Raw genomic sequence first — 16,816 nt, forward strand, 5'->3', positions numbered from 1 at the left:
TTTATGCTTTTTAATAAAGCAAATCATCTGGTATGACCAGTAAAACCAGTTGCTAAAATTGGCACACTTCTCGCTTAGAACTGTTTAGAAACTTATTTATATATTTAGGGTCTGAACGATGAATATTGCGATTGTAGGTGCTGGTATGGGCGGTTTGACTGCTGGTATCGCGTTAAAAAAATTTGGTCATCAGGTCACGATCTATGAACAGGCAGCCGAAATATTACCTGTCGGTGCGGCCATTTCACTGTGGTCAAATGGAGTCAAATGCCTGAATTATCTAGGCCTTACCGATCAAATTCAGGCGCTCGGCGGGCAAATGGAGTCTTTGGCCTATGTCGATGGACTGAGCCAACAAACCATGACTCAATTTAGCTTATCTCCTTTATATAAAGAAGTCGGGCAACGTGCCTATCCGGTCGCCCGGGCCGATCTACAACATTTATTAATGCAGCAATTTGGTCTGGCAGATATCAAACTGGGCATGAAAATGACGGCGATTGAAACCCATCAAGATGAGGTCACCATTTATTTTCAGGATGGCTCACAAGTTCGGGCTGATTTACTGATTGGTGCAGATGGTACACATTCTCTCACCCGACAATTTGTACTGGGCTATCAAGTCGAACGCCGCTATGCGGGTTATGTCAATTGGAACGGTCTAGTTAATATTGATGAAGCCATTGCGCCTGCCATGCAATGGACCACTTATATCGGCGAAGGCAAACGTGTGTCACTGATGCCGGTGGCCCAAAATCGTTTTTATTTCTTCTTTGATGTCCCCTTAGAGGTAGGACTGGAAAATCGACGTGAATACTATAAGCAAGATCTCAAAACTCATTTTAGCGGCTGGTGTGAACCCGTACAAAAACTGATTGAACATTTAGATGAGCAAAAAACCAATCGTGTCGAAATCCATGATATTGAACCTTTTATGGACTTTTACAAAGGACGTGTGGTGCTGTTAGGTGATGCAGCACATAGCACCACACCAGATATTGGCCAAGGTGGCTGCCAGGCCATGGAAGATGCGATATATCTCGCCCGTGCCTTGCAAATCAATACCTTCGGTCTGGAAGATGCTTTGGCACGTTATCAAAATAAACGTAATGAACGCACACGAGAAATGGTCTTGAGAGCACGTAAACGTTGTGATGTCACCCATATGAAAGATCCGCAGGTGACTGAAGAATGGTATCAATCGCTCTATCAGGAGCAAGGGTCACACATCATGCAAGGCATCATCAGTAATATTATCGGCAATCCACTAGATTAAGTGTTTTTGTTTTTAACTCCCCCCTATCTAGGGGGCTTTTTTTCGTCTCAGGTTGCAGTCCAAAAAAATGCATATCCCGACGAGAATATGCATTCGATGTTGAACTTATTGCTTAAAATTTATAACTCAGTGTCAAACGGTTCTGCAAGAAGTTCTTGTCATAACGTGGGGAGGTCTGAATCCCTGCAAAATTACTGACACTAAAACCTTTTAAAGCACCTGTGAAATTATAAATACCGAATAGCATATATTCAGATTGGTTTCGACTGGAGAGATTTTCAGCCTCTTTTAAATCCATAAATGAATAACGTGCCCCTGCAATCACTTGATCTGTTAGTTTACCCTCTAAGGACAACATCAAAGCATTGCCCGCACCTAAATCCTGAGTACTGGTAAAAAAAGGCTGGGCAAAAATTTCACCTGAAGAGGTTTTGGCGGCATAGGGCGTTAACAGTGCACCATTCAGATAACTTTCACGATCCGGTTTAATATAGTTATATGCAACTTTTAAAGTGGTTACAGGCAAGAACTTAACTGCTGCCTGTGCACCAAAAATCTGGCTGTTCACCTCACCTGCCAGTGCTTTGCCCTGATCTTTGCCAGACATATATTGCAGTGAAAACTCAGGGGCATATTTAAGTTTTGGCATTGCCAGATCCGCTTGTGTATAAATCAGGCGGGTATAATCATCATAACTTTGATACCACAACTGCGTTTTTAGACTTCGGTCTTCGGCTAGGTTGAAACGCTTGCCGACACCCACTGACCAAACCCCATCGGTTTGCAGATTCGAATTCTGACGAGCGCTTTTTGTAAACTCATCTTCGCCATAACTTTTATATTTATTGACTTTGGTCAGGCGCAAGAAATCGTTATTGTCTCCGATCTGGACATCGGCGGCCTGATATAAAAACATCAAGACACGGCGGTCTGCATAATCCCCCATAAACGGTAAATTGAGACGCTGATTCCCGACGGTCACCCGAGCCAAATCATTTTTCCACGTCAGATAGGCTTCTGCTAAACCATCACCATCTTCCTTGAGTTCATCGACTTCAGCCTTATTATCTTTCTCATCTAAACGACGCTGAATATCATAACCAACAGCGGCCTGTACCCCATAAAAAGGCGCTGTTTCATACTTTATATAACCACCGATGACAGCCGTATCCTGATTCAGATTATCCACAAAATAAGCATTATTGAGTGAGTAATAAGTTGATTTCACTGCACCATGCAGACTGCCACAGGCAAATACCGCAGCCAGTTGATCGTTCGCCTGACAATCCTGTTGCAGGTTCAATAGATGATTCAGGCTAGTATCCGTTGCCCACGCCTGTATGGCTGGGCTCATCACGAGCACGAATACGGCTGATTTTAATTTAAAACTTCTCATAAAATTCCCCGTAAGATTTGATTTAAAAATCACTTTTGGCTTTTAAAAATCCTGTTTCTGGCTTTTTCAAGACAAAAACTCCCCTTGACCTATTCAAGCTTGAATAAGCAACTTTGAATAATGTGCAGGTAAAAAGCGGGATTCAGACTAAATATTCGACCCTGAACCCGCGATGATCAATGCCCTGAATTTACAGGCAAGCTTGCTACTTCCACTGTTTTTTTAGTGAACGGTAGATGGTTAAAAATGATGTTAAGTAAGATAGCGGTAATACAGGCTGAGCTAATACCTGAATGCAATAAGGTTTTTACCCATGTTGGAAATTGTGCATAGAATTCCTGATTGACGATAGGAATCATGCCGATAGCCAGTGAAGTGGCCACAATAATCAGGTTTTTATGATCGTTATAATCCACTTTGGCTAAGGTACGTATACCACTGGCGGCAACCGTACCGAACAACACGATGCCAGCACCACCCAAAACAGGCATGGGAATCGATGCCACCAGACGCCCCACGATGGGCAATAAGCCGAGGATAATCAAGATTCCTCCTGCAGTCGCCACCACAAAACGGCTTTTAATGCCAGTCATGGCAACCAACCCGACATTTTGGGCAAAAGCTGTTTGCATGAATGAACCAAAGATCGGAGAAATGGCGCTCGATAACATATCGGCACGTAAACCGTCGCCTATACGTTTCGAATCAACTTTGCTTCCAACAATTTCACCGATGGCAATAATATCGGCGGTGGTTTCGGTCATAATCACCAAGGTCACAATCGTCATGGAAAGAATGGCAGAAAACTCAAATACAGGCGAACCAAAATGGAAGAAACTTGGAAATGCAAAAACCGGACCTGTACTGACCTTTGAAAAATCGGTAAATCCTGCCGCATAGGCGAGCACAGTACCTAGAATAATGGCAACCAGAATCGCGAGCCGACGGAGCATCTGACTACGCAACATGCTGAAGATAATCACAATCGCCAGCGTCATCACCGCCAGACCGACATTAGCCGGATCGCCCCAGTTCTCAGCTTTGGGATTACCCCCCATAATCCAGCGGATCGCCACAGGCAGCAGTGAAATACCAATCATGGTAATCACACAACCGGTTACCACGGGGGGAAAAAAGCGGATGATTTTGGCAAAAAATGGCGTCAGCAATAAACCAATGAGGGAAGCAACAATTACGGCACCAAAGGCAGAGGCTAACCCGCCACCGGTGCTGACAATTGCCAGAATGGTCGCAACACCTGCAAAAGAAACGCCTTGAACAATCGGTAATTTTGCTCCGAAATGCTTGAAACCTAGGGTTTGCAACACCGTCGCCAGGCCCCCTACAAACAAGGCAGCAGCCACCAGCAATCCAATTTCTGAAGCCTCCAGTCCTGCAGCAGCTCCAATAATCAATGGGGGTGCAATAATTCCACCATACATCGTCAACACATGCTGCAAACCATATAAAATGTTTTTATTCATGCCTAAATATTGATGTTCTGCCGAGATCAGCGTATCTCGTTCTGTGGGTGTGTTGTCTTGATGCATGGTTAATTCCTCAAATTAGATTCATAAGGTCCACATTGTTTAAGTTGATTTAGCTGCCGCGATAAGTTGAATAGGAAAATGCACTGATCAATAAAGGCACGTGGTAATGCTGTTGCGTATCAGTGACCTTAAAATCGATACAGACGCTTGGATAGAAACTGGCTGTGTTCAAAGTCTGAAAATAATCCCCTACTTCAAAAATCAACTGATAATTGGCTTGGATAAATGCTTCGATCCTGAAAGCCGGAATACGGCCATCCGCATCCGTCAATTGTTCATCTTGCAAAACATATTGCTGATTGATTTCCTGATAGAGTTTCACCAATACCTGAGGTGCTGGCTGCCCCAGTGCTGCATTTAAAATATGTGTGCTGATCCCCGCCATTATTGAATCTCCTGTTCTAAACGAATCAAGGCAATTTCAGCCAACTGTTGTTTTACTTCGACTTGCTCTTGTTCGACCGTATTGAGTAAGCGACGTTGCAATTCGGACAAGATTTGCTGACCAGAGCGGCCCGCCGCACGGATCAGAAAAATATGCCCAAATTTGTGCTCGTAATCTAAATTGCCCTGATATAGCGCCAGTTGCAGCACAGCATCCGTTTCAACCTGAGCTTGTTCACGTTGGGAAAAATGCTGCTCTTTCTCAGACAAAACTGCTGCTGCTTTTTTCTCGCCAATGCGGGGATGTTGCGCCAAAGCTATAGAAATTTCTGGCCATGACCATGCCTGCGCTTGTGTCACTGCAGCCTGATAAAGTTGCTCTTTAGCTGGATAAGGACGTTGCTGTAGCAGTTCAGCAATCCAGTTCGGGATATGCGCACAGGCCTGTAAAACACGTGCTGCTCTGTCTGGATCGAGTTGATTAAATGTTTCGAGTTGCATCTCTGCTCCAATTTAAGGCATTGTCTGACTGGTCAGACCAGATATCCTAAATAAAGCAATGAATATGCCAATTATGGCGTGTAGACTTTTCGATAGCGTTTATAAAAAAATGATCTGGATATTTAAATAAAAAACGGCAATCACCGAGGATTGCCGTTTTTTTTATTACTATCGATTAAAAAAGCTTTAGTTCAGGCTATACGCAATCACATAATCACCATGATCAGGTGATTGACGCGCGCCACCCGCAGTAATCAGCACATACTGCTTACCTGATTTCGGTGACACATAACTGATTGGCGTACCTTGGCTACCGACAGGTAAACGCGCTTTCCACAGCTCCTTACCTGAAGACGAATCCAGTGCACGCAAGTAATAATCCTGAGTCGCGGCAAAGAAGACTAAACCACCTTGAGTTGCCATTGGACCGCCAATGGTTGGCATACCAATTGGAACAGGCAGGCCCATTTTGATTCCCATCGGACCAGTATCTTCTACCGTTCCCATTGGCACTTGCCATGCAACCTGACGAGTTTTCATATCTACTGCAGTCATGGTGCCATACGGTGGTTTTTGGCAAGGAATCATCAATTTTGACCAGAAGCGGTCTTTATTGACTTTATATGGGGTTCCTTTCATTGGCACGGCGCCCATACCAGTATTCACTTTTTCACCACCATTGGCCTGAACTGCCAGATCTTCCGGCGTCTGTTTAATTAACTGAATCCATAAGCCCAAACGCATGTCATTGACGAACATATATTGATGGCTTGGATCAAAGGCAATACTGCCCCAGTTCATACCGCCTAGGGAACCTGGGAAGCTTAATGATTTATCAGTCCCCGGTGCAGTGAATAAACCTTCATAACGCATCGATTTAAAGTTAATACGACACATGAGCTGGTCAAATGGTGTGGCGCCCCACATATCAGATTCCGTTATGGTCTGGTTACCAATCTGCGGCATTTCGACTGAACGTGGCTGTGTCGGGCTATATTGTTCCCCTGGGATATCCGCAGGCTTCACCGCTTGCTCAACCACCTTGGTTAATGGCTGCCCGGTTACACGATCCAGTACAAAGAACTGGCCGGATTTGGTACCAATCACCACAGCAGGCTTGTTGCTACCATCCTTCATCGGGAAATCGACCAGGCTTGGCTGCATTGGCAAATCAAAATCCCACAAATCATTATGAACCGTTTGATAGACCCACTTTTCCTGACCTGTGGTCGCATCTAAAGCCAGTACGGATGAGTTGTATTTATGGTCCAATGGTTGACGGTTACCGCCCCAGACATCAACAGATGAGCTACCCATTGGCAAAAACACCGTGTTCATTTGCGGATCGTAAGACATCGCCGCCCATGAATTTGCTGAACTGCGTTTATAGGTTTCACCATCTTTCAACACATAGTTTGGATCAGGATTGCGTGGATCAAAGGCCCAACGTAATTCACCTGTAATGACATCATATGCACGAATTACACCACCAGGCATATCCGCTGCAAAATTATCGGCAATACGGCTACCGACCACAATCACCGTACCGGCAATGGTTGGCGCTGAAGTCACTTCAAAACGTGGTGCTGTGGTTCCCTCACCCAAGCCTTTGAGCAAGTCAACCGTGCCTTCTACACCAAAATCTTTACAACGTTCACCCGTATCTGCATTGACTGCAATTAAACGACCATCCGGTGTATTGGTATAAACACGACGTAGGCATGAGGTATTGTTTGCCACCGCTTTTACCGGTGTCGCTCCCGCTAAAGTCGGCTGAACCAATGCTTGCGTTGAGTCAAAATAAGCAACACCACGGCAACGTTCCCATGCATCTGACTTGGAATTGACTTCTGCTTTCCAGAGTTGTTTACCAGAATCCGCTGCCAAGGCAAAAATATTGTTATGCGGGGTACACAGGAAAATCTTGTTGCCGACTTGTAGAGGGGTCATCTGATCTTCTGCACCATTTCCCGAACCTGTGGTGAAATCACCGGTACGGAACCGCCAGACTTCTTTCAACTGATGCACATTATCACGTGTGATCTGATCCAGTGCCGCAAAACGGCTACCACCTGCATCCTGACCATAATGCTGCCAGTTAGTCTGCTTCATATCGGTTTTTACCGGGATCAGCGGTAATGCCTGTCCCGACGCAGTGACGGTTGGATGTGGCTGGAACATCTGATAGAGACCAATCACCATGCCAATCACTATCAATATTCCAAGACCATAAGCAGGTAAATCCGCACTCGGTTGAAACTGGTAACGACGAATGGCAGGTAAAGTAAACATCAGGGCTGCAAATAAGCCTGCTGGAAACATCAGTCGAGAAAATAAAGGCCAGAACTCCAACCCTGCATCAAACAACGACCAGACGATTGTCCCCGCAAACACCAGGGTAAATAACCAGACACCGAGCGCTTTTTTCCTGAAAATAAAAAGTGCAGCGATCAGCGTGAGTACACCTGAAATCACGAAATACCATGATCCACCTAAAGTCGCCAGCTTTACTCCACCGACTGTAAAAAACAGTCCGGTCAGCAATAAAACCAGCCCCAAAATAAAACACCATATTTTCAGCATGGTATGCGAGCTTGAAGATTCAGACATCTGTCATACTCCTGTATTAGAAATTCAGCCCAACTGAAATACCGGCTACCCAGACATTATCACGAGACGGATTGCCCCTTGGCTGATAAACATACTGGATATTGGGACGTAACATTACGGCTGGGGAATAGTTGTAAACATAGTTCAGTTCAACATTCATCTCATCATCACGATCATGATTGGCAAGGATCTGGTCGTTAAATTTATAACGTCCCACCCCAAAACCGATCTGGTCGGCCGGTCGTGATGGCAAGGCTCCCTTGTACCAGAAGGCGATTTGCTGGGTATCAGAAATATTGGCGGTTTTATCGTTGTTCCAGACCAGATTCACGGCGCCATATAAACCACCCTTTGAATCCGTGGCATTGCTGCTCAACTGTTGCTGGGTATTCAGCCAGATGGCCGACTTTGGATCTTGTCCTGCTTGTGCATCAACCCGGTCATAGTCATGACTACTCCAGAAACCGCCAACTTTATACTCGCCCGCCAAACCGTTTAATTTGTTGGTTTTCCAAGCCAATTCGACTGGAATCAGGACACCTTTGGCCCGATCCGTAGACAGGTTGAAATTGGCATTGTCCTTCACTTCAGTATTTTCGGGATTATTTTCATAAACGCCCACACCAAACGTCCATTCAGGCAGAAACTGGTATTTAACATTTGCAGCCCAGCCACTCACCGGACCGTTATACCAGACATCGCCCTGACTCTTGCCCACTTGGCCACCACATAAAATCAGACTCTGGAAATTACAGTGTGAACCATTAAAGTCCTCGGACATGCCCATCCGCCCAAGCTTAAACTGCAGGGTATTGTCCAGAAATCCTGTTTTAATCCATGCTTGCGTCAAGCGCCAGATATTGCCGCGCCCATAGATTTCCGTTGGACTACCGTTCATGCCAATATTGCTGGCAATATTACGTCCATCCCGTTTGGTCACGGTGAGAGCGGCTGTCGTGTTGGGTAATCCCGCAATTTTAGCCAAATCAAAATTTGCACCCAATGCCACCTGATTGGCATTTTTGGTGGGATGATGGTCCAGACCGTCCAGCACTGTTGCTGTCTGGTTCATGACATTGAGGTTAAATTTATAGCCCTCTTTTTCCAGTTGCTGGCGCTGGCCATTCCAGTCGCCGAGGAGCCATTTACGATCCTGTGACCAGGGCTGATCCGCAAAACCAGATTGAGCTGCACATAGCGCCACAGCCAGACAGCTCATCTTGAGCAAAAATGCATTCGAATTCATATTCAGCCTCCTTGCCGTTTATTTCAGTTTTACAGCTGAACTGAGTTCAGACGTTGCACCCAAACGATCTGTAATATTTGCTGTCACTGAAGCAACTTGTGCTGTCGGTTTCCAAGTCAGCGTCGCTATTCCTTGCGCATTGGTGGCAGCAATCGCCGAACCTAAATAAAACTCGGCTTCATTTGAAGTTGCCGATGAGTTTCCAAAAAACTCGACCTGATAACGCTGGTTCGGCTGCGCTTTAACTTCGACTGCAATTTGTCCTTTGGACAAGGTTAATTTCGGTGCCTGAATATTTTGGTTAGGTTGAGCATTACAGCCTTGTTCATTGGCCTGCTTGCAGGTCTTCTGCAAGTTTGCAGGATCAATCTTGACGCCATGACCGCGAGATCCTACAAAATGAGCATGTTCCAGTCCTGGAACGTCAAAAACAATCGCGCCGACACGTTGATTCGGTACGCAACTGCCACCTGCTTCACAACGTGTAATCTCTTTACCATTATTCCAGATTTGGTTTTTAGTCAATGTGATATGTGCATCGGCATCTTTCTCGGAACGAATGGCAATGCCAACCCGGTTGCCGTGTACCTTATTGCTGTCAAAAATGTTGCCATCACCCGTCAGGTTAAAACCGTTGGAGTTATTGGTCAGCTCGTTATAAGCAATATAGTTGCGTTTGCCCCAGTTGATCTGTAGGCCATCCGAATAGTTTTCAAATTTATTGCCGACGACTGCATTGTCATTGCCCCACAAGATTTCAATCCCTTGTGATGGTTCAGGATTGGCTGCCGTAGAAATAAAATGGTTATTGGCAACCAAATTGAATGCTGCACCACGGGTCAGTTCAAGACCATCGCCATTGTCCTGAAAATAGTTATTCAATACTTTGTTGTTATTGGTGGTGGTCGCTGTTGGATTGCCCTTGCCATCGTCTCCAGTCAACATTACCCCTGCGCCGCCATAGTTATGCATGATGCGGTTATTTTGAATCAGGTTATTGCTGGCACGGTTCATTAAAATTCCAATACAGAAATGACGGATTTCCAAACCTTGGATGGTGACGCCATTGATGTCACGTAACACGATGCCCGGTAAAGTCGTGGTACGGACATTGGTTCCGAACTGCCCTTCAACTGCACCAGGACAGGCTTCAACACCCGTTCCTTTAATATAATTCGATCCATCGACTGCAATAAACTCCCCTGTTTTTGCCCATTGCGTTCCGATAATTTTTACCGGTGCTTTGATCTCAGGTAATGGACTGTTGACCTTAATGGCATAAGGCGCTTTGCCGACTGCCTGAATCAGAATCTCGCTGGCTTCAGTCGGCTTGCTGTTGGCTTGCTCAATTGCCCAGCGCAAAGAACCTTTATCCGCATCATCCTGATAACGATCAACAATATACGTTTCTGCTGCTGCCCAACCCGAAACTGCCATAGCGATGGCTAAAGTACTTAAACGTAAGTAAATTGTTTTCATGTCTAAACATCCTTTTTAAATTATTGTGTAGGCTGAACCGTTTTTAAAAACTGTTTCAGTTGGGTCACATCAATCTGGCCGGGTGCAGATGCTTCACCAATCATGCCAAAGCTAAAGCTACCGCCCATGTTGGCAGTGGCGATGCGGGAAATCGTGCCCAGTTTGCCCATCGACATGGTCAGTAATGGTTTTTTAGACTGTTGACTGACTTTCAAGGTCGCATTCATGAGGGTAAATACATCCTGTTTGTTTTGCGGCATGACTGCAATTTTCAGAATATCGGCGCCTAACTCATCCTGTTTAAGTAACCTCTTGATAATCTCAGACTCGGGTGGCGTTTTCTGGAAGTCGTGATTGGACATGACGATCAGTACTTTTTTCGCATGAGCTAATTTGACCGTATTCTTTACAATTTGATGATCACGGAACATTTCCACATCCAGCATGTCCATAAATGGCTGCTGTAAATACGCTTGATAGGTCTTGCCATAATCTGCATCACTTATTGTTAATTGCCCACCTTCGTTATGGGTACGAATCGTGGCGATCAGCGGTTTAGTGCCTAATATCTGTTTGAGCTCATGGCCTAAGGCAATCACCTGCTTGCGATCACTGGCAAAATTCAGTAAATCAATCCGAAACTCCGCAAGATCGGCATCCGCATTGGCTGCAATCACTTTTGCCTGAGCAATGGCCTGCTCTCTGGTTTTGGCCGTAATGGGCACAATGGTTTTCACAGGCAGCTTTGCCAGCTCAGATAATTCAACCTGCTTTTGCTGATGATCTTGCGCTTGTGCTGTTTGAACCATCAATAAGGGGCTAACAAGCAACATTACTGCTGCCAGTGTTTTCATTTTCATCTGTATCGTCCTTAATAAATTTTTTGCAACTCTGCGGTCTTGCCGAGTTCTCATTTCATTTTTTGATTGCTCCTCACCGGTTCAAAATGAGGAGTATTTCCAATTTCAGGAATCAATTAATTCCATGATCAGCCCATCGCTGAAACGAAGACATTTAAAAGAAATATCTAAATATCAAAGAACACGGTCTCATCATCACCCTGAATACGGATATCAAAGCGATAGACTACTTCACCATCCACGTCACTGCGTTTGGCGATTAAAGTCTGGCGACGTACTGCCCACTCAATGCTGTTCAGCACTGGATCATTGGCATTGGCATCCACCTCATCATCAAAATAGATACGGGTGTGCAAACCGATATTAATGCCACGTGCAAAAACTGCGACTGCAATATGTGGTGCCTGAATTGAGCCTTTACGACCGGCAACAGCGCCCGGTTTTACCGTATGAAAACTCCAGAAGCCTGTTTCAAAATTGGCACCTGTACGTCCCCATCCTTGAAAATGTGGGTCGGCAGTTTTGCCTTGGGTATCCGCCTGACTTGGATAAACCCCATTGGCATCTGCCTGCCAGATTTCCAGTAACACATCTCTTAATGGCAAACCGAGTCCGTCAAACACCTGACCTTCCAGACGAATCCGTTGCCCTTGTGTCTGCTCATTGACTAACTGGTTATCGAAGTTATACTCAAATACTTCAATATTGGCCTGTTGTGGTAATAAGCCGATATGCACATAAGGACCGCCGGTTTGTGATGGGGTCTCTTTCAATTCCTGAAAATTCCATGCATTCATCGTATGTCTCCCTTATGTCAAATCATTTTCAAAATAAGTCGCACGACGACCACGCAGATGAATATCAAAGCGGTAACAACGGCTATCTGCTTCAATGAAATTGTTTTTATCTTCCAGTGCGATCAAGGCACGACGCTGATCTTCAGATGGAATGGTTTTTAAAATCGGACAGGTGTCAATCAGCGTATCGCCTTCAAAATAAAACTGCGAAATCAGACGCTGTGCCCAACCATCAGCGATCAGGGAAAAATGGATATGCGCCGGACGCCATTCATTAATCCGGTTACGCCACGGATATGGTCCGGGCTTGATGGTGCGGAAAATATAGAAACCATTTTCGTCGGTTAAGGTGCGGCCACAGCCACCAAAGTTAGGGTCCATTGCACCAATAAACTTGTCATTGGGATGACGATACCGACCCGATGCATTGGCTTGCCATACTTCCAGCAAAGCATTTTTCACAGGACGACCAAACTGATCACGTACATAACCATGTACAATGATACGTTCACCAATCGGCAATCCTTCTTTGGCATAGTTCAGGATCAGGTCATTATCTTTGGGGCCAAAAATACTCGGTGAAAAATGCGGTGACGTCACTTCAGTCAAGGTTTCATTAATTGAAATCAATGCATTCTTTGGCGAGCGTAATACACTGGTCTTATAGCCGGGTGTATATGCTGGCGGATGATCATCGGTGTTTCGTTGTGGGTATGCCCCTAATGTATGCTTTAACATGCCTGTCTCCTTAATCCTGTGGTTGTGCCGCAACGGGTTGCACGTCTATGCCAAGTTCTTTAAAGACGTCTTCGGCCATATGCATCGCCGCATTCGCTGCTGGTAAACCGGCATATAAAGAACTATGTAAAATCAGTTCCTTTAATTCATCTTTAGTCACACCGTTATTGAAGCAGGCACGTAAATGCATTCTCAGTTCGTCTTCTCGCCCTAAAGCCAATAAGATGGCAATCGTGACCAGACTGCGGGTATGGCGTGGCAAACCTTCACGTGACCACACTTCCCCCCAGGCGAAGCGACTAATAAAGTTCTGGAAGTCCTGATTGAAATCATTCAGGTTCTGTAAAGAACGTCCGACATGTTTTTCGCCCAGTACTTCGGTACGGACTTTCAGTCCTTGTTGATAACGCTGCTCATCATTCATTGACTTTTTCCTCGATTAAGTTGCATCGGTATGGGCAACGATAGATTTAACAAAAATGGCGACTGCGGCTGCTGCGGCAGGAATCATTAGCAGGCTCAGAATGGCGGTAAATGACCAGTTATTTCCAAGCAGGATCGCCCCGATCCATGCACCAAATACCGCACCAAAACGTCCAATTCCCATCATCCATGCAATCCCTGTTGCACGACATTGAGTCGGGTAGAAACGGGCACTTAATGCAGGCATGGAAGACTGGGCACCATTGATGGCAACACCGGCACAAAGCACCAGAATGGCCAATAAAGTCGGGCTATTCAGGCTTTGACCAACGGCTACAGCGAAAATACCTGCCACGACATAGAACACTGCCAATACCCGGTTTGGATTGAATTTATCCATTGCCCAGCCAATCACCAATGCACTGAGTACACCGCCAAACTGGAATAACCCGCCGATAAATGCCGCACGTTCCATGCTCGCACCGGTTTCACGCATCAAGGTTGGCAACCAGCTGGTCAATAGATAAATAATGACCAGCCCCATGAAATAGGTGAGCCACAATAAAACCGTACCTTTGGCATATTGTTTGGAAAACAACATCTTGAATACGTTGCCCTTGGGTGCAACATTGGATTCTTCTTCAGGAATATGAAACTGGGTAATACCTTGGACTTGTGAAGGCGCAATATGATTTAAAATTTTACGTACTTTTTCAGGGCTCTTATTTTTTACAATCAGGAAGCGATAAGACTCCGGCAAGAACACAATCACCAGAAGCATCAATATCAAAGGAATGATTCCGCCAAACAGGAATAAGCTGTGCCAACCAAAAGCAGGAATCAGCCAACTACTGATAAAGCCACCAATCGCCATGCCCAGATTAAAACCACAGAACATACACACCACTAAAATAGAGCGTACGCGTTTCGGGCAATATTCCGAGAACAAGGTTGTGGCATTCGGCATGGCTGCACCCAAACCAATACCGGTTAAAAAGCGTAATACCACCAATTGATCCAGACCGGATGCATAGGCAGAAGCAAAGGTAAAACCACCAAAAATCAACATGGCCACAGTCAAAACGATCTTACGGCCAAAACGGTCAGCAGTTGGTCCCGAGACTAAAGCCCCAATAATCATACCGCCCAAAGCGGCACTCATCACCGGTCCTAACTGGGAACGGTCAATGCCCCAGTCCTGTGTGAGGGCTGGTGCAATAAAACCCATTGCAGCAGTATCCACACCATCAAAAAAAACAATTAAAAAACAGATGATTGCAATCATCCATTGATACTTGCTAATCGGCGCATTATCAATTAATTCCTGTGCATCCATGCTGTTATTTTTTGCAGCGTAATCCTGAAACGCCATAGTAGTCTCCTTGAGGCGAAATCCTTTTAACAAACCTAAGTGTTTATATTCTTTGGATAAACTTTGTCAGTTCCTGAGTAAATACTTGTGGTTGCTCAATATTCGATAAATGTGAAGCCAGCAAAATCTCAAGCTGACTGTTTGCAATGTGATGATGCATAAACTCTGCATCCTGGATTGTGGTGACGGGGTCGTATTGCCCTGCGATAATTAAAGTAGGAATTTGAATCTGAGCAAGTTGCGCCCGAACATCGGCATCAGCTAAAGCACGACATGCATTGGCATACCCCTGTGCAGGTGTCACCGCCAGACTCTGAATGGTTTTTTGTGCCAGCACATCATGCGCATAATCAAAATGCTCACTAAACCAACGGGTATGCGTGGTTTTTACAAGTTCTGCCAAACCGTTTTGTTCTACGCTATCTGCACGGCTATTCCATGCCTCGGCATGACCGATTTTTGCAGCCGAATTTGCAACCGTGATGCTATGAAAGCGTTGTGCATGATTGATGGCCAAGGCCAAAGCAGTGATTCCACCCATTGAAATGCCACAAAAATGTACTTTTTCAACAGCTAAAGCATCAAGAATATCGATCACATCTTCAGCCAGATTTTGCAAGGTGGTATCGGCAATCACACTACTGGTACCATGTCCACGTGTGTCATAGGTTATGACCTGATAATGCTCAGCTAAAGCTGTCACTTGCGCCTGCCACATTCCATGATCGGTTCCCAATGAGTTAGAGAACATGATCACCGGAGCATCTTTGCGCCCTTGAACCTGAACAGCCAGCGGATGCCCCTGACGATTATTGATATGCGTGATCATGTGCTTACTCTCCTTGTTGTGCATGTAGGACTGCATCGATTTGAGCCTGAATATTGCCTAGGTAAGATGCAGGATTGAACAACTCATCTAATGCCTGATCATTGAAATGGGCTTGCACTTGCTCCATGTCTGCTAACACGGTTTTTAAATGCTGCTGTTGGGCAACAGCTTGCTGGCAGGCTTGCTCAACCAGATGATGTGCATTCAAACGGCCAAGCTTTGGGGCCAACGCCATCATCACCGCCTCTGCCATGATCAGGCCATGGGTACATTCAAGATTACGTTGCATCGCGTCTGTGTTGACCTGCATGTGCTCAAGTACGTCACTGCTTCGCTCTAAAGCGCCTGCACATAGCTGGAAAATTTCTGGAATCGCCAGCCATTCCGCATGCCAAGCCCCTAAAGCCCGTTCATGCTCTTGCACCATGCTTTGATAAACACTTGCCATTAAGGCTGGCACACGATTGGCTGCGGCAAGAATTGAAGCTGCCGCCACCGGATTACGCTTATGCGGCATGGTCGATGATCCACCACGCCCTTTTGCTGCCAGTTCAAAAACTTCTGCGATTTCGGTTTGCATCAGCAATGACCAATCTTTTGCCATCTTGCCGACATTCCCTACAATCAAGGCAAGCGTGCTGGCAAGCTCAACCATACGGTCGCGCTCACCATGCCATGTACATTCAGGCGCTGTTAAATTGAGTTGTGCTGCAAAAGCTGCAACCACCGCAGAACCGTGATCCTGTAAAGATGCCAGTGAACCTACTGCACCACCGAGTTGTGCAGTCAATACGCGACCTTTCATGGCCTGTAGACGATCAAGATCACGTTTCAAGGCAGCTGCCCAACGGGCAAATTTATGACCTAAAGTAATCGGCAAAGCCTGCTGCAACCAGGTACGTCCAATCATGACCTGATCGCGATATTGCTGCGCTTGCTTTAAACAAATTTGATAGGCCCGTTGCAGTTGCTTTTCGATCAATGCCAAGGCATCACGACACTGCAAAATCGTTGCTGTATCAATGATATCCTGACTGGTTGCACCCCAATGCACATAGCGGGATGCATCTTCATTCTGCTGTTTTACCAAGGCAGTGAATTGCTTGACCAATGGAATCGCAACATTACCTGCCAGCCCTGCTGCTGTAGCCAACGCATCCATATCGATGTGCGCAACAGCATTTTGACCAACCTGTTCAATCATCGTTGCTGCTGAAGCAGGAATGACGTTGACCTGTGCCTGTGCATTGGCTAAAGCCACTTCGGCTTGTACCATATATCCCAATAAAGCGTGATCACTAAAAATTGCAGTGACATCAGGCTGATAAAATAAGCTGGCGTATAACTGGCTCATA

General features: G+C 45.6%; 15 protein-coding genes. 1 reads left to right on the forward strand and 14 read right to left on the reverse strand.

All coding sequences use genetic code 11. The features are described from left to right. Window positions 1–118 precede the first annotated feature (118 nt). Window positions 119–1,276, forward strand: coding sequence for an FAD-dependent urate hydroxylase HpxO (gene hpxO, locus JO943_RS13230; RefSeq protein WP_202741018.1), 1,158 nt, complete (start codon window positions 119–121; stop codon window positions 1,274–1,276). Window positions 1,277–1,388: 112 nt separating this feature from the next. Here the strand turns inward: hpxO and JO943_RS13235 are convergent, their stop codons facing one another. The 14 genes from JO943_RS13235 to JO943_RS13300 form a co-directional block, all read right to left on the reverse strand. Beyond that, entirely contained in the window at window positions 1,389–2,672 is a 1,284-nt protein-coding gene (locus JO943_RS13235) for an OprD family outer membrane porin (protein WP_202741019.1), read from the reverse strand. 176 nt (window positions 2,673–2,848) lie between these two features. Continuing rightward, window positions 2,849–4,222 carry a nucleobase:cation symporter-2 family protein gene (locus JO943_RS13240; protein WP_202741020.1) on the reverse strand — a complete coding sequence of 458 codons (1,374 nt, stop codon included), beginning with the start codon at window positions 4,220–4,222 and terminating at the stop codon, window positions 2,849–2,851. A 49-nt stretch (window positions 4,223–4,271) separates the two neighbouring features. Then, window positions 4,272–4,607 carry a hydroxyisourate hydrolase gene (uraH, locus tag JO943_RS13245; RefSeq protein WP_202741021.1) on the reverse strand — a complete coding sequence of 112 codons (336 nt, stop codon included), beginning with the start codon at window positions 4,605–4,607 and terminating at the stop codon, window positions 4,272–4,274. After that, window positions 4,607–5,107 carry a 2-oxo-4-hydroxy-4-carboxy-5-ureidoimidazoline decarboxylase gene (uraD, locus tag JO943_RS13250; RefSeq protein WP_202741022.1) on the reverse strand — a complete coding sequence of 167 codons (501 nt, stop codon included), beginning with the start codon at window positions 5,105–5,107 and terminating at the stop codon, window positions 4,607–4,609. The genes uraH and uraD overlap by 1 nt, the downstream gene beginning before the upstream one ends. A 186-nt stretch (window positions 5,108–5,293) precedes the next feature. After that, on the reverse strand, window positions 5,294–7,717 hold the full coding sequence (locus tag JO943_RS13255; RefSeq protein WP_202741023.1) for a glucose/quinate/shikimate family membrane-bound PQQ-dependent dehydrogenase: 2,424 nt from the start codon (window positions 7,715–7,717) through the stop codon (window positions 5,294–5,296). A gap of 16 nt (window positions 7,718–7,733) precedes the next feature. Continuing rightward, a complete protein-coding gene (locus JO943_RS13260; protein ID WP_202741024.1) occupies window positions 7,734–8,963 on the reverse strand; it encodes a carbohydrate porin in 1,230 nt (409 codons plus the stop codon). Between the two features lie 18 nt (window positions 8,964–8,981). Next, window positions 8,982–10,442, reverse strand: coding sequence for a right-handed parallel beta-helix repeat-containing protein (locus JO943_RS13265; RefSeq protein WP_202741025.1), 1,461 nt, complete (start codon window positions 10,440–10,442; stop codon window positions 8,982–8,984). A gap of 20 nt (window positions 10,443–10,462) precedes the next feature. After that, complete coding sequence (gene aroD / locus JO943_RS13270; RefSeq protein WP_032867022.1) at window positions 10,463–11,302, reverse strand: type I 3-dehydroquinate dehydratase; 840 nt, start codon at window positions 11,300–11,302, stop codon at window positions 10,463–10,465. Between the two features lie 167 nt (window positions 11,303–11,469). Next, complete coding sequence (pcaG, locus tag JO943_RS13275) at window positions 11,470–12,099, reverse strand: protocatechuate 3,4-dioxygenase subunit alpha (RefSeq protein ID WP_202741026.1); 630 nt, start codon at window positions 12,097–12,099, stop codon at window positions 11,470–11,472. 12 nt (window positions 12,100–12,111) lie between these two features. Continuing rightward, on the reverse strand, window positions 12,112–12,837 hold the full coding sequence (gene pcaH, locus JO943_RS13280) for a protocatechuate 3,4-dioxygenase subunit beta (protein ID WP_004654275.1): 726 nt from the start codon (window positions 12,835–12,837) through the stop codon (window positions 12,112–12,114). A 10-nt stretch (window positions 12,838–12,847) separates the two neighbouring features. Further along, a complete protein-coding gene (gene pcaC / locus JO943_RS13285; RefSeq protein WP_009509226.1) occupies window positions 12,848–13,261 on the reverse strand; it encodes a 4-carboxymuconolactone decarboxylase in 414 nt (137 codons plus the stop codon). A 15-nt stretch (window positions 13,262–13,276) separates the two neighbouring features. Further along, window positions 13,277–14,632, reverse strand: coding sequence for an MFS transporter (locus tag JO943_RS13290; protein WP_005231116.1), 1,356 nt, complete (start codon window positions 14,630–14,632; stop codon window positions 13,277–13,279). Between the two features lie 43 nt (window positions 14,633–14,675). Next, on the reverse strand, window positions 14,676–15,461 hold the full coding sequence (gene pcaD, locus JO943_RS13295; protein WP_202741027.1) for a 3-oxoadipate enol-lactonase: 786 nt from the start codon (window positions 15,459–15,461) through the stop codon (window positions 14,676–14,678). A 4-nt stretch (window positions 15,462–15,465) separates the two neighbouring features. Then, window positions 15,466–16,815 (reverse strand): 3-carboxy-cis,cis-muconate cycloisomerase, encoded by a 1,350-nt coding sequence (locus JO943_RS13300; RefSeq protein WP_202741028.1) that lies wholly within the window; start codon window positions 16,813–16,815, stop codon window positions 15,466–15,468. Between the last annotated feature and the right edge of the window lies 1 nt (window position 16,816).

It is taken from the genome of Acinetobacter sp. 'aerobic (ED)', assembly GCF_904886855.1.
GTDB lineage: Bacteria > Pseudomonadota > Gammaproteobacteria > Pseudomonadales > Moraxellaceae > Acinetobacter > Acinetobacter courvalinii.